The sequence below is a fragment of the Neoroseomonas lacus genome, from assembly GCF_014644535.1.
Classification (GTDB): domain Bacteria; phylum Pseudomonadota; class Alphaproteobacteria; order Acetobacterales; family Acetobacteraceae; genus Neoroseomonas; species Neoroseomonas lacus.
In genome coordinates, this window is sequence record NZ_BMKW01000006.1 from 388,334 (window position 1) to 402,325 (window position 13,992).

At 69.0% G+C, this 13,992-nt stretch carries 13 protein-coding genes; 8 read left to right on the forward strand and 5 right to left on the reverse strand.

Going from position 1 to position 13,992, the window contains the following annotated elements; translation table 11 throughout:
- Positions 1 to 31: 31 nt before the first annotated feature.
- Together IEY36_RS14305 and IEY36_RS14310 are read right to left on the reverse strand one after the other, a co-directional pair.
- The gene (locus IEY36_RS14305; protein ID WP_188967746.1) at positions 32 to 889 is read right to left on the reverse strand and encodes a prephenate dehydratase; all 858 of its coding nucleotides are present in this window, start codon (positions 887 to 889) and stop codon (positions 32 to 34) included.
- Between the two features lie 108 nt (positions 890 to 997).
- Positions 998 to 1,741: a 3-deoxy-manno-octulosonate cytidylyltransferase gene (locus IEY36_RS14310; RefSeq protein WP_188967747.1), complete on the reverse strand. Its 744-nt coding sequence runs from the start codon at positions 1,739 to 1,741 to the stop codon at positions 998 to 1,000.
- A gap of 137 nt (positions 1,742 to 1,878) precedes the next feature.
- Between IEY36_RS14310 and IEY36_RS14315 the strand changes: the two genes are divergently transcribed.
- The 8 genes from IEY36_RS14315 to IEY36_RS14350 all read left to right on the forward strand — a co-directional run bounded on the left by IEY36_RS14315 (position 1,879) and on the right by IEY36_RS14350 (position 10,795).
- Complete coding sequence (locus IEY36_RS14315) at positions 1,879 to 2,418, forward strand: c-type cytochrome (protein ID WP_188967748.1); 540 nt, start codon at positions 1,879 to 1,881, stop codon at positions 2,416 to 2,418.
- A gap of 181 nt (positions 2,419 to 2,599) precedes the next feature.
- Positions 2,600 to 3,382 carry a histidinol-phosphatase gene (gene hisN, locus IEY36_RS14320; protein ID WP_188967749.1) on the forward strand — a complete coding sequence of 261 codons (783 nt, stop codon included), beginning with the start codon at positions 2,600 to 2,602 and terminating at the stop codon, positions 3,380 to 3,382.
- Positions 3,383 to 3,428: 46 nt separating this feature from the next.
- Positions 3,429 to 5,285 (forward strand): extracellular solute-binding protein, encoded by a 1,857-nt coding sequence (locus IEY36_RS14325; RefSeq protein WP_188967750.1) that lies wholly within the window; start codon positions 3,429 to 3,431, stop codon positions 5,283 to 5,285.
- Between the two features lie 7 nt (positions 5,286 to 5,292).
- The gene (locus tag IEY36_RS14330; RefSeq protein WP_188967751.1) at positions 5,293 to 6,411 is read left to right on the forward strand and encodes a microcin C ABC transporter permease YejB; all 1,119 of its coding nucleotides are present in this window, start codon (positions 5,293 to 5,295) and stop codon (positions 6,409 to 6,411) included.
- Positions 6,412 to 6,727: 316 nt separating this feature from the next.
- Entirely contained in the window at positions 6,728 to 7,768 is a 1,041-nt protein-coding gene (locus IEY36_RS14335) for an ABC transporter permease (protein WP_188967752.1), read from the forward strand.
- Positions 7,765 to 9,399, forward strand: a complete 1,635-nt coding sequence (locus IEY36_RS14340; protein WP_188967753.1) for an ABC transporter ATP-binding protein — start codon at positions 7,765 to 7,767, stop codon at positions 9,397 to 9,399. Before IEY36_RS14335 ends, IEY36_RS14340 begins: the two co-directional genes overlap by 4 nt.
- Positions 9,396 to 9,863 carry a hypothetical protein gene (locus tag IEY36_RS14345; protein WP_188967754.1) on the forward strand — a complete coding sequence of 156 codons (468 nt, stop codon included), beginning with the start codon at positions 9,396 to 9,398 and terminating at the stop codon, positions 9,861 to 9,863. Before IEY36_RS14340 ends, IEY36_RS14345 begins: the two co-directional genes overlap by 4 nt.
- Positions 9,863 to 10,795, forward strand: a complete 933-nt coding sequence (locus IEY36_RS14350; RefSeq protein WP_188967755.1) for a 2-hydroxyacid dehydrogenase — start codon at positions 9,863 to 9,865, stop codon at positions 10,793 to 10,795. Before IEY36_RS14345 ends, IEY36_RS14350 begins: the two co-directional genes overlap by 1 nt.
- Positions 10,796 to 10,968: 173 nt before the next feature.
- Here the strand turns inward: IEY36_RS14350 and IEY36_RS14355 are convergent, their stop codons facing one another.
- From IEY36_RS14355 to IEY36_RS14365, 3 genes are all read right to left on the reverse strand, one after another.
- Positions 10,969 to 11,364, reverse strand: coding sequence for a MarR family transcriptional regulator (locus tag IEY36_RS14355; protein WP_188967756.1), 396 nt, complete (start codon positions 11,362 to 11,364; stop codon positions 10,969 to 10,971).
- Between the two features lie 79 nt (positions 11,365 to 11,443).
- Positions 11,444 to 12,832 (reverse strand): leucyl aminopeptidase family protein, encoded by a 1,389-nt coding sequence (locus IEY36_RS14360; RefSeq protein WP_188967757.1) that lies wholly within the window; start codon positions 12,830 to 12,832, stop codon positions 11,444 to 11,446.
- Between the two features lie 303 nt (positions 12,833 to 13,135).
- Positions 13,136 to 13,992: SGNH/GDSL hydrolase family protein (locus IEY36_RS14365; protein ID WP_188967758.1), on the reverse strand; the 857-nt coding region annotated here is incomplete at its 5' end.

Sequence of the window (13,992 nt, forward strand, 5' to 3'; positions counted from 1 at the left end):
CGCCCTTGCGCACGACGCGTGCTCCGCGCCCTCAATCGCCTGAGGCGGCCTGTTCCAGCCGGTAGGGATGCGCCGGATAGGCGCCGAGGATGCGGAATTCCTTGGTGAAGAAGGCCAGTTCCTCGAAGGCGCGCTGCAGCGCGGGGCTGTCGGGGTGGCCGTCCACGTCGCAGAGAAACTGCGTCGCCGAGAAGCGCCCGCCGACCATGTAGGATTCGAGCTTCGTCATATTGACGCCATTCGTGGCGAAGCCGCCGAGCGCCTTGTAGAGCGCGGCGGGCACCGAGCGGACGCGGAAGACGAAAGTGGTGACCGTGTCGGGCGCGCTGATCGGCGGGTAGGTGCGCTCGCGCGACATGACGTAGAAGCGCGTGGTGTTGTGCTCCTCGTCCTCGACATTCCGGCGCAGGATCTCGAGGCCGTAGATCTCGGCGGCGAGTTCGGAGGCGATGGCGGCGTCCTCGATGCCGCCGCGTTCGGCGACCAGGTGGGCGGCGCCGGCGGTGTCGGCCTCGATCACCGCCTGGAGCTTCATGTCCTTGAGCAGGCGCAGCACCTGGCCGAGCGCGACCGGGTGGCTGTGGGCGCGCTTCAGCGTGGCCAGCGTGGCGCCCTTGGGGGCCAGCAGGCAGTGCTCGACGCGCTGGAAATGCTCGCCGACGACGAACAGGCCGGACTCTGGCAGCAGGCGGTGGATGTCGGGGACGCGGCCGGCCAGCGAGTTCTCGCAGGGCAGCATGGCGAGGTCGCAGCGGCCTTCGCGCAGCGCTACCATGGCGGCTTCGAAGGAGGGCGAGGGCAAGGTGGTCCAGCCGGGATAGGCAGCGCGGCAGGCGAGGTCGGAATAGGCGCCGGGCAGCCCCTGGAAGGCGATGGTGTGGGCGGTCATGAAACGTCCTTCAGCCGTGAACGGCGTCAACGAAGTCGGCCTGACGGCCGGGAGCGCAAAGGGCGATCGCGCCCGGACCGCCTGCCGCCCGGCGCATGAGGGGCACGGTCAAGCTTGACCGCGCGACGCCAGGAGACTCTTCGCGCGTTCGAGGTCGTGCGGGGTGTCGACGCCGAAGGGGCCGTGCTCGACGCGGGCGGCGGCGATGCGCATGCCGGCTTCGAGGGCGCGCAGTTGTTCGAGCTTCTCGCGCAGTTCGAGCGGGCTCGCCGGCAGCGCCACAAAGCGGTCGAGCGCGGCGCGGCGGTAGGCATAAACGCCGATATGGTGCCAGCGCGGGCCGTCCCCCCAGGGGATCGGCTGGCGGGAGAAATACAGCGCCGGGGCGACGCGGGCGTCACCCGCGAAGGCGCAGGCGCATTTGACGAAGGAGGCGGTGTTGGCTTCCTCCTCATCCGCGATCGGGCAGACCAGGGTGCCGATGTCGATGGACGGATCGGCCAGCGGTTCCAGCACGGCGCGCAGCGTCTCGGGCGCGATGGTCGGGAAGTCGCCTTGCAGGTTCACCACGATGTCGTAGCGGCCCTCGGGGTCGAGGCTGGCCATGGCGCGCTGGACGCGGTCGGTGCCGGAGGGGACGTCCTCTGTGACCATAACCGCTTCGGCGCCGGCGGCGCGGGCGGCCTCGGCGATCTCGGCCTCCCCGGCGGCGACGGCGACGGGGCCGATGCCGGCCTCGCGCGCGCGGTCGAGCACATGGGCGATCATCGGGCGGCCGAGAATGTCGGCCAGGGGCTTGCCAGGCAGGCGAGTCGCCGCCATGCGGGCCGGAATCACGACAATGGGGCGCAAGAAGGTGGCTCCGGCTGGCTTGTCGGGTGGAATGTCGGGCACTATGGTCCGGCGCGTTTTAGGCAAGGCTGGCGGGGGGCGCAAACGCGCTGCGGCGCGGGCGCTTGCCGGCAGTGACACAAAGGGCCCCGATCGGCATGGCGACCAACCTGGAAGGCAACAAGATCGTCGCGGCGGTGCTTACCGCCGGCATCACCTTTGCTGTTGCAGGGGTGATCGGCCGGCTGTTGGTCCATCCGACCATGCCGCACCATACCGCGATGACCATCCCGGGTCAGGCGACCGAAGGGCCGGCCACCCCGGCCGCGGCGCCGGCGCTCGACCCGATCACCCCGTTGCTGGCCAATGCGGATGTCGCGGCCGGGCAGCAGGTCGCGCAGCGCCAGTGCGCGTCGTGCCATTCCTTCAATGAAGGCGGCCGGGCCGGCGTCGGGCCGAACCTCTATGGCATCGTGGGCAACCACCATGCGCATATGGAAGGCTTCAACTATTCCACGGCAATGCGCGGCATGGCCGACAAGCCCTGGACCTATGAAGACCTGAACGCCTGGATCCACAATCCGCGGTCCTACCTGGCCGGCAACCGGATGTCCTTCGCGGGCCTGTCCAATACGCAGCAGCGCGCGAACCTGATCGCCTATTTGCGGTCGATCTCGCCGAGCGCGCCGGCGCCCTGAGTTTGCGGACCATGCATGGTCCGCCTGAGTCTTTTTTAACCCCAAGCGCCGGCGCCCGCATGCGCGGGCTTGGCTTTCGCGCCGGGCCCTGGCGTTCGGGCGGCGGCGGGTGGCTTGGGCGCGGTCGCGCTGTCCGCTCGCGGCCCGATGCAGGGCATCGGGCCACGGGGATGAGTTCGACGTGATCCGCTATCCCTTCATCACCGCCGCCGAGGATGCGGCGGATGCGGCCGGCGCCGTGATCCGGCCGCTGTTCCGCTCGGCTCTGCTCGTCGAGGCGAAGGGGGATGCCAGCCCGGTCACCCGCGCCGACAAGGAAGCCGAGGAAGTCATCCGCGCGCTGATCGCCGAGCGCTTCCCAGACCATGGCGTCATCGGCGAGGAGCATGGCGCCGACCGGCCGGATGCCGAATGGGTCTGGGTGGTGGACCCGATCGACGGGACGCGCGCCTTCGTCACCGGGCGGCCGCTGTTCGGCAGCCTGATCGGGCTGCTGCATCACGGCGTGCCGGTGCTGGGCATCATCGACCAGCCGGTCACCGGGGAGCGCTGGGTGGGCGTGCAGGGGCGCAGGACGCGCTTCCGCGCGCCGCTGGGCGGCGATGCGGGCTGCCGGCCCTGTGCGGTGGTGGCCGAGGCCGAACTCTCCTGTACCAGCCCTGACATGTTCACCCCTGCCGACCGACCGGGCTTCGAGCGCCTGCGCGGTGCGGCCCGGCGCGTGACCTGGGGCGGGGATTGCTATTCCTACGGGCTGATGGCGCTGGGCCTGGTCGATATCGTCGCCGAATGCACGATGAAGATCTGGGACTGGGCCGCGTTGGTGCCCATCGTCGAAGGCGCGGGCGGGCGCGTCACCGGCTGGAACGGCGAAACCCTGACTGCCGAGTCGGATGGGCGCATCCTGGCGGTGGGTGATCCGGCGCTGCTGGAGGAGGCGGTGCGCCTCCTCACCGATCGGTAAGCGCGGGGACGTTGCCGCGCGGGGGTGGAACCCGCATCCTGCGGGCATGAACCGTCGCAGCCTCCTGGCGCTTGGCGCCTGTGCCGCCCTTCCCGCCCTGCCGCGCGGGCTTCGTGCCGCCGTTCCCGCCGGGGGCGACCGACCGGGGGAGGTGGTGCGCACCCATGCGCTTTCGCTGCTGACGCCGCCGAGCCTGCCGGCCGATTTCCGGCATTGGCCCTGGGCCAATCCCGATGCGCCGAAGGGTGGGGAGGTCGTGCTGTCGCGGCTGGGGTCCTTCGACAGCCTCAACCCCTTCATCCTGCGCGGTACGGCGGATCTCGGCGTGCTGTCGATCTACGACACGCTGATGGCGGCCAACCCGGACGAAGCGACCGCCGAATACGGGCTGCTTGCCGAGACTGTGGAACTGCCGGCCGATCGCAAGGGGGTGTCCTTCGAACTGCGCGAGAGCGCGCGCTGGCATGACGGCAAGCCGGTCACCGCCGAGGATGTGGTCTTCACTTTCAACGCGCTGCGCACGAAGGGGCGGCCCTTTTACCGCGCCTATTGGGCGGATGTGACGGAGGTGGTGGCGGAGAGCCCGCGCCGCGTCACCTTCCGCTTCCGCGACGACGGTAACCGGGAACTGGCGCAGATCCTGGGTGACCTGCCGGTGTTGCCGAAGCATTGGTGGGAGGGGCGGGAATTCGACCGGCCGTCGCTCGATGTGCCGCTCGGGTCGGGGCCTTACCGGCTGGAGCGGTTCGAGCCGAGCCGCAGCGCCGTGTACCGTCGCGTCGCGGATTACTGGGCGCGCGACCTGGGCGTGCGGCGCGGGCTGAATAATTTCGACACCATCCGCTACGAGTATTTCCGCGACAGCACCGTGACCTTCGAGGCCTTCAAGGCCGCGCAGACCGATTTCCGCCAGGAGAACGTCGCCCGCGACTGGGCGACCGGCTACGACTTCCCCGCGGTGCGCCAGGGCCTCGTGAAGAAGGAGGAGATCCCCCACCAGATCCCGACCGGGATGCAGTGCTTCGCGGTCAATCTGCGCCGGCCGCTGTTCCAGGATGCTCGGGTGCGCCGCGCGCTGATCGAGGTCTTCGACTTCGAATGGATGAACGCGAACCTGTTCTACAACGCCTATACGCGGACGACGTCGTTCTTCTCCAACTCCGACTTCGCCTCGCGCGGGATGCCAGAAGGGCGCGAGCTCGCCATCCTGGAGAATTTCCGCGGCCGTGTGCCCGACAGCGTCTTCACCGAGGCATACGCGCTGCCGGTCACCGATGGGTCGGGCAACAACCGCGCCGGCGCGCGCCGGGCGCTGGCGCTGCTGCGCGAGGCAGGCTGGGTGGTGCGCGATCGTCGCCTGGTGAACGCGCAGGGGCAGCCCTTCGAATTCGAGATCCTGCTGAACGGCGCGACCTTCGAGCGCGTCGCGCTGCCCTATGTGCAGTGGCTGGAGCGGATCGGCGTCACGGCGCGGGTGCGCACGGTGGACCCGGCGCAGTACCAGGTGCGCATCGATGCCTTCGACTACGACATGACGATCGACGGGCAGGGCCAGGGCTTCTCGCCGGGCAATGAGCAGCGCGACTACTGGAGCTCGGCCAAGGCGCGCGAGCAGGGCAGCCAGAATGTCGCGGGCATTGCCGACCCGGCGATCGACGAGATCGTCGAGCTGGTGATCGCAGCGCCCGATTACGACGAGCTGGTGGCGCGCACCCGCGCGCTAGACCGCGTGCTGCTGCACCACAACTTCGTCATCCCGCATTGGCATAGCCGGACCTTCCGCATCGCCTTCTGGAACAAGTTTGGCCGGCCGGAACGCAACCCGCGCTACGGGCTCGGCTTCCCGACGGCCTGGTGGCTCGACCCGGCGCTCGACGCCGCGCTCACCGCCGCGCGCCGCTAGCACGGGCATGGGGGCCTATCTTCTTCGCCGGCTCTTGCTGGTGGTGCCGACGCTGCTCGGCATCATCATCATCAATTTCGGCGTGGTGCAGTTCGCCCCGGGCGGGCCGGTGGAACAGATGATCGCGGAGCTGCGCGGCCAGGGGCAAACGCTCGGGCGCATTACCGGCGAGGGCGGCGGCGAGGTGCGCACGCGCAACGCCGCCGAGGCGCGCGGCACCGCCGGTGGCGGCCAGGGGCCGGTGGGCAGCTATCGCGGCGCGCAGGGGCTCGACCCGGCGATCATCGCGGAAATCGAGCGCAGCTTTGGCTTCGACAAGCCGGCGAGCACGCGGTTCTTCGAGATGCTGTCGGGCTATCTGCGCTTCGATTTCGGGCGCTCGCTGTTCCGCGACCGGCCGGTGGTGGATTTGATTTTCGAGAAGATGCCTGTGTCCATCTCGCTCGGGCTGTGGTCGACGCTGATCATCTACCTGGTGTCGATTCCGCTCGGCATCCGCAAGGCGGTGCAGGACGGGTCGCGCTTCGATGTCGCGACATCGGGCGTCGTGCTGGTGGGCTACGCCATTCCCGGCTTCCTGTTCGCCATCCTGCTCGTGGTGTTCTTCGCCGGCGGGTCGTTCTTCCAGTGGTTTCCGCTGCGCGGGCTTTCGAGCCCGGGCGCGGACACGTTGCCCTTCGCGCAGCGCGCGCTGGACTACGCCTGGCACATGGTGTTGCCGACGCTGACGCTGGTGATCGGCGGCTTCGCCGGGCTGACGATGCTGACGAAGAACGCCTTTCTCGACGAGATCGGCAAGCAATACACCGTCACCGCGCGCGCCAAGGGGGCGGCGGAGAACCGCATCCTGTACGGGCACATCTTCCGCAACGCGATGCTGCTGATCATCGCTGGGTTTCCGGCCGCCTTCATCGGCATCCTGTTCACGGGCGCGCTGCTGACGGAGATCGTCTTCTCGCTGGATGGGCTCGGGTTGCTCGGGTTTGAAAGCGCGATCCGGCGGGATTACCCGGTGATGTTCGCGACGCTGTACATCTTCACGCTGCTGGGACTCGTGATGCAGATCGTGGGGGATTTCACCTACACGCTGGTCGATCCGCGGATTGATTTCGAGGCGCGGCGGTGATGGGGACGGCGGTCGTATGCATGGGGGCTTTGCCCCCCTGCACCCCCCACCAAAGGCCTAAGGGCCCTTGGAACCCGGTTTTTGGGCTGCCGGCGTTGGTGCGTGAGCACCTGCCTCGCCAGGGCAGTGCCCATGTGCATGTTGATTTTGGGCACCATGCGGTTCGGATGCACTCCATGCCGAGGCGCGCTTTGCTGCCCGTGGCCCATCACGACCGCCCTACGCGCCCGGCGCCAAATCGAGGGTTCCAAGGGCCCTTAGGCCTTTGGCGGGGTGAGGTTCGGAGAGGGGCAGAGCCCCTCTCTGAGGACGCCCCATGACCATTTCCCCCCTCAACCGCCGCCGCCTCGCGAATTTCCGCGCGAACCGCCGCGGCTATGTCTCACTGGTCGTCTTTGGATTCCTGTTCTTCGTGACCTTGTTCGCGGAGTTCATCGCCAATGACCGCCCGCTCGTCGCGCGCGTCGATGGGCGCTGGTACGTGCCGGTGCTGTCCGACTACGCCGAGAGCGATGTCATCGAGGACGGCCTGCCGACGCTGGCCGATTGGCATGATCGCGGCTTCCAGGAGGAGTTCGAGGCGAAGGGTGGCTGGATGATCTGGCCGTTGGTGCCTTACTCGTATCAGAGCGTGGTGCGGGATCTCGGCACGCCGGCGCCGTCGCCGCCTTCGGCGAAGAACTGGCTGGGGACGGATGACCAGGCGCGCGATGTGCTGGCGCGGGTGATCTATGGCTTCCGCATCTCGGTGCTGTTCGGGTTCTCGCTGACCATCGTCTCCTCGGTCGTCGGCATCGCCGCGGGGGCGGTGCAGGGGTTCTATGGCGGCTGGGTGGATTTGCTGTTCCAGCGATTCATCGAGATCTGGTCGGGCATGCCGCAGCTTTATCTGCTGATCATTCTCGCCAGCATCATCGCGCCGAGCTTCTGGGTGCTGCTGGTCTTCCTACTGCTGTTTTCCTGGATGGGGCTGACCGGGGTGGTGCGCGCGGAATTCCTGCGCGGGCGCAACTTCGACTACGTGCGTGCGGCGAAGGCGCTGGGCGTGAGCGATGCGGTGGTGATGGTGCGCCACATCCTGCCGAATGCGATGGTGGCGACGCTGACCTTCCTGCCCTTCATCCTGTCGGGTTCGGTGACGGTGCTGGCGAGCCTCGACTTCCTGGGCTTCGGGCTGCCGCCGGGGTCGCCATCGCTGGGCGAGCTGGTGAACCAGGGCAAGAACAACCTGACGGCGCCATGGCTGGCGATGACCGGCTTCGTGGTGCTGGGCGGCATGCTGACGCTGCTGATCTTCGTGGGGGAGGCGGTGCGTGACGCTTTCGACCCGCGCAAGCTGCCGGGGGGCGGGCGATGAGCGGCCGGATCGTTGAGAAACGCGAGCCATTGCTCGATGTGCAGGATTTGTCGGTCGCGTTTCGCGGCAAGCGGGTTGTGCAGGGGGTTTCCTTTAGCGTGCGGCGTGGCGAGACGGTTGCGCTGGTAGGGGAATCGGGGTCGGGGAAGTCGGTCACGGCGCTGTCCTGCCTGCGGCTGCTGCCGGTCGCGGGCGGCAATCCGGAAGGGCGCATCATGCTCGATGGGACGGATGTGCTGAACGCGCCGGTGGCCGATCTGCGGCGGCTGCGCGGCGGCGTGGCGGGGATGGTGTTCCAGGAACCGATGACCTCGCTGAACCCGCTGCATACGGTGGAACGCCAGGTGGGCGAGGCGATCATCCTGCATCAGCCGATGACGGGCGCGCCGCTGCGCGCGCGGGTCATCGAATTGCTGCGCCGGGCCGGGTTTCCGAATGCTGAGGACCGGCTCGGCGCCTATCCGCATCAGCTTTCGGGCGGGCAGCGGCAGCGGGTGATGATCGCGGCGGCGCTGGCCAATGACCCGAAGCTGCTGATCGCGGATGAACCGACGACGGCGCTGGACGTGACGATCCAGGCGCAGATCCTGGAATTGCTGGAACAGCTCAAGCGCGAGCTCGGCATGGCGCTGCTGCTGATCACCCACGACCTGAACATCGTGAAGAAGCATGCCGATAGCGTAGTGGTGATGAAAGACGGCCATGCGGTGGAGCAGGGCGAGGTGGCGACGGTCTTCGCCGCCCCGCGGCACGACTACACGCGCATGCTGCTGGCGACGGAACCGCGCGGCCAGCCGGCGCCGGTGGCCGATGATGCCGTCGAGATCATGCGCGGCGATGCGATCAAGGTGCGCTTCCCGATCCGTCGCGGGCTGATGCGGCGCGTCGTCGCCGAGGTGCGCGCGGTGGATGGCGTCACCTTCGCGGTGCGGGAGGGCGAGACGGTCGGGCTGGTGGGTGAGTCGGGGTCGGGCAAGACGACGCTCGGCCTGGCGATGCTGCGGCTGGAACAGAGCGAGGGTGCGATCCGCTTCGAGGGCGCGCAGATCCAGGGGCTGGACCGTGGCGCATTGCGGCCGCTGCGGCGGCGTATGCAGATCGTCTTCCAGGACCCCTATGGTGCGCTGTCGCCGCGCATGAGCGTGGGCGAGATCGTCGGCGAGGGCCTGGCGGTGCATGAGCCCGGCCTGACCAGTGCGCAGCGCGCGGCGACGGTGGCGACGGCGCTGGAGGAAGTCGGCCTGGAGCCGGGGATGGGCGAACGCTACCCGCATGAATTCTCCGGCGGGCAGCGCCAGCGCGTCGCCATTGCCCGCGCGCTGGTATTGAAGCCGCGCTTCCTGGTGCTGGACGAACCGACCAGCGCGCTCGATGTCAGCGTGCAGGCGCAGGTGGTGGAATTGCTGCGCGCGCTGCAGGCGAAGCATCGCCTGGCCTATCTGTTCATCTCGCATGACCTGCGCGTTGTGCGCGCCATGGCGCACCGCATCATCGTGCTGAAGGACGGCAAGGTCGTCGAGCAAGGCGAGGCCGCCCAGGTTGTCGCCGCCCCACGGGAAGCTTACACCCGCGCACTGATGGCCGCGGCCTTCGATCTGAGGGCGGAAGCGGCACCGGGGCTGCGGAATTGAACGAGCTGGACACGCTGAAGGCACTGCTGGACGCCGGGCATATCAAGCTCGGCGTGCATATCCGCAGGATGAACTCGCCAGGGTCGCCGATCTATCGGTCCTGGGAGAATGTCTGGCCGCCGGCGCTGGTGCTGCTCGCTTCGGTGGTCGCGCTGAAATGGGGCGGCATGCTGCTGGAGCTGATGGGCATCCAGCAGGGCGCCGCCTGGCTCGCCACGGCGGTGCTGGGCCTGGGCTGCTGGTGGTGGATCAGCAAGATCATGCCGAAGGTGAAGGATGGCGTGTTCGACCGCACCACCGCCTATGCGCTGCAATCGCCGGCGCATTTCGATGTGCTCTGGGGTCAGGGCATCCTGAGTTTCTACGCGAAAATGCCCGATGGGACGGAGCGCGCGGCGACGCGGCGCGATTCCTGGCGAGATTTCGTCACCGCAATCGATGTTGAACTGAAGGGGCAAGGCTGATGGCCGTCCTGCTGTCGACCAAGGCGCACACCATGCAGGATTGGAAGGCGGCGCTGCTCGCCGTCGATCCGGCACTCGATGTTCGGCTGTTCCCCGATGTGGGCGACATCGCGGAGATCGAGGCCGCGGTGGTCTGGACCGCGCATGACATGATGGAACTGCGCCGGTATCCGAATCTGCGCGTGATCGTCTCGATGGGTGCGGGGGTGGACCATCTGTTCCGCCCGCCCGGGCCGCCGCCGGGCGTGCCGGTGGCGCGGCTGCTCGATATGCGTCTGACCCAGGGCATGACCGAATGGGTGCTGCTGAACGTGCTGCGCTTCCACCGGCAGGACCCGGAGTATCGCGACCAGCAGGCGCGCAAGGTTTGGCACGAACTGCCGGCGCCGGAGACCTCGGCGCGGCGGATCGGCATGCTGGGCCTCGGTGAACTGGGCGCGGATGCGACGCGGGCGCTGATGGCGCTGGGCTTCCCGGTGATGGGCTGGTCGCGCCGGCCGAAGACGATGGCGGGTGTCGAGACCTTCCATGGCCAGGACGGGCTGATGGCCATGGCGGCGCGGTCGGACATGCTGGTCTGCCTGCTGCCGCTGACGCCGGAGACGCGCGGGGTGATCGATGCGCGGCTGCTGGGGGCGATGAAGCCGGGCGGCTACCTGCTCAATTCGGCGCGAGGCGGGCACATGGTCGGGGCGGATGTGCTGGCGGCGCTCGACTCCGGGCATCTGGCGGGTGCCGCGCTCGATGTGTTCGAGCCGGAGCCGCTGCCGGCGGACAGCGCCTTCTGGACGCACCCCAAGGTGATCCTGACGCCGCATGCGGCGAGCATCACCATCCCGTCCAGCGCGGCGCCGCAGGTGGTGGAGAACATCCACCGGGCGCGGGCCGGGCAGGCGCTGATCAATCTGGTGGATTTCTCGGCCGGCTACTGACCGAAGGCGCGGCGCTGCCGCCCAGGCCGGCCCATCGTCCGATGGCGCGCATCGGACCTGCACGGGCGCCGTGGGACGGCGCCCTGGGGAGGGCTGGAGGGGGTTCTGGCCCCTCCAGCAGCCACGGCCTCAATTACCTTCCGCGCAAAGGCCAAGCCTTGGCGCGGCCGGTCTCAGACAGCGCGCAGGGCCGGCTGTTCCGGCGCCGCGAGCAGCTTCGACTCGGCAGTGCCCTTCGCCGCTTCGGTCATCACGCCGCGCAGGTCCTGCAGGAAGTTCGTCCCCTTGGGCGTGCGCTGCACGAGAACGCTGCGGCGGTCGGCCGGGTCCACCTTGCGGCGCGCCAGGTCGAGTTCGCCGAGCCGGTCGAGCGCGCGGGTGATGGCGGGCTTCGACACGTTGAGGTCCGCGGCCAGGCCCCGCACGGTGTGCGGGCCTTCCCCCAGATAGACCGTCAGCAGCACGGCCAGCTGGCGTGCCGAAAGGTCCGGCCCATCGCTACGCACCAGCGCGACCACGGTCTCGCGCAGGATGCCGATGTGCTGATCGGGGTTGCCGGGAAGAGTCATGGGTTGTTCCTTAACAGGTGGTTGGGGCGGCAGAGCCGTCCTACGGGTGCCGGGTTGGCACGGAAAGGCGACGAGTATCTCAAAGACTCGACGCAAGGTGGTGCTTCTTGGGCAATTCTGCAATCATTGCGTGTAGTGCTCGCGCACATTGGGCCTCGCCGCCCTCAGGTCGGCCCGGTCGATTTGCATCGTTCCAAGCATACATATCAAGATGAGCCCAGGCGATATCCGGCGGCACGAAGCGTCGCAGATACAGTGCTGCCGTGACCGCTCCGGCCATCGGTTTCTGGGAGACGTTGGACAGGTCCGCGAAGGGACTGTCGAGCCACGAATCGTAACCATCATGCAGCGGAAGCCGCCACATCGGGTCATGATTCGCCCGGCCGGCGGCGAGCAGCCGGTCGGCCAGAGCGTCGTCGTTGCAGAACAGCGCCGGCAGGTCCGGCCCGAGCGCCACGCGCGCGGCGCCGGTCAATGTCGCGCAGTCGATGATGGCCGTCGGGTTGTATTCCGAAGCATATGTTAGCAGGTCGCACAGTACCAGTCGGCCTTCCGCGTCGGTGTTGCCGACCTCGACCTTCAGGCCCTTGCGGGTGCGCAGCACGTCCATCGGCCGCATGGCGGTCGCGGACGTGGCGTTCTCCACCGCGCCGACCAGGACCAGCAGGCGGACCGGCAGGGCGCTGCGCATCACCATCTCGGCGACCGCGAGCACTACCGCGGCACCGGCCATGTCCTTCTTCATGCGCAGCATGCCGGAAGGTGTCTTGAGGTCGAGCCCGCCAGTGTCGAAGCAGACCCCCTTGCCGCACAGCGCGACCAGCGGGCCATCGGCCGCGCCGGTCCAGCGCAGCATGGCGACGCGGGGCGCGCGATGGCTGCCGCCGCCGACCGCGGCGATGGCGGGAAAATCCTGGGCCAGCGCAGTACCGGCGACCACCTCGCAGGTGGCGCCGTGGCGGGTGGCGAGCGAGGCGGTGGCATCGGCCAGCTCGGCCGGGCCGAGGTCGGCAGCCGGCGCGTTGATCAGGGAGCGCGCGGTGCAGATCGCCTCGGCGATCATGACGGCCTGTTCGGTGCCCGCGGGCGTCTCGAGGCTGGCGGGGGCGGATCCGGCGGCCTTGTGCCGGCGCGCGCGGTAGGCGCCGAGCGCCCAACCGAGTGTGGCGAGACCGGCATCCCCGGACCCCGTCTCCAACCGCCAGGAACTGCCGGCGGGAAGCGCCTTCGGCAGGCCGCCATAGCTCCAGGGGCTGCTTTCGGTACCAAGGCCGACCACCGCGCCGGCCAGGCCGTCGGGGCCGGGCAACAGGGCGTGCTCCCCCGACCCTGCCGCGAAGCCCGTGGCGCGCAGGAAGGCCGCGCCAGCCCCCGGCAGTGCGTCGAGGAACATCGCAAGCCCGTCAGGCCTTACCGCATATAGCGGCAGGGCACCGGAATCGGCGGCCGTCAGGCCCTCAAGCATCATGCACTCCCCAATTCGAAGTATATCGCAACTTCGTGATCACGACAGCGGAACATTGCTCCCATACTATGGAAACGAGCGAGTTTCCAATCACCTCCTTGCGCAATTGGGGTATGCGCGCGCTGCACCATCCAAGGCCTTGTCTGCAACGCCGCCGCAGGGGTGGGTGTCGGCGTGCAACCGATTCCGGGATCGCCCGAATGCATCAGGATGCGCGCGGATGCGGGCATGGGCCGCGTCAGGTCGTCATGCCGCGGGCTGGCCGTGCGCCCGGGTGACAAGGGGGTGGATGTCGCCCAGCGGTCGTCAGGGCGCCCTGACGGTGCGCACCGGCAGCCCGGCCAGCAGCGCGCTGGCCAAGGCATCGGCGAGGCAGGCATAGCCGCGGTCGTTGTGATGCAGGCCATCGGCCACCAGCAGCGACTCGGACAGCACGCCGGCCGCCGCCCAGCCATCCATCAGCGCCCCGCGGGAAAACAACGTCACGCCGGGCGTGGTGGCGGCGATCTCGGCCAGGACCGCATCGAAGCGCCGGTTGCCGGGAAAGGCGGCGATGCGCGGGGCACGCTGGTTGTCCATCAGGACCACCTCGATGCCGGCTTGGCGGAGCATGCCCACGCCCTGGCGGACGAGGGTGGCGAATTGCCCGGGATCCATGCGGCGCATCGCGGCGTTGGCGCCGACCTGCCAGATCACGAGGTCGGGCCGGTCGGCGATCACATCGCGGGTGATGCGCTCGATCATGTTGTCGGCATCCTCGCCACCCTTGCCGTGGTTGAGCACCGTCACGCGCGGGCCGAGGGCGGCGCGCAGCCGCGCCTGCAGCTGGGCCGGGTAGGTATGCGCGGCATCCGACGCGCCCGACCCTTCCGTGGAGGAGGAGCCGAAGGCGATGATGCGGGCGCCATTGGGGCGCCTCAGGGCGTCGGCCAGGCCGGTCGAGACGATGGGCGGCTGCTCCAGGCCGGGGCAGGACGCCGCCAGGGCCGGGACGGACGGCAGGACGACCGCCAGGGCCAGCAGCGCGAGCCGAAACGCCGCTGCCCCCCGCCCGCGCCCAACCCGCCACCAGGCCATGGCGCCGGTGCGGGACGTCCGGTGCGGCGCCTGGTCGTGACTTCCCGGTGGCTGCCGGCCCTGGCCGGGGCGATTCGCAGGCGCGG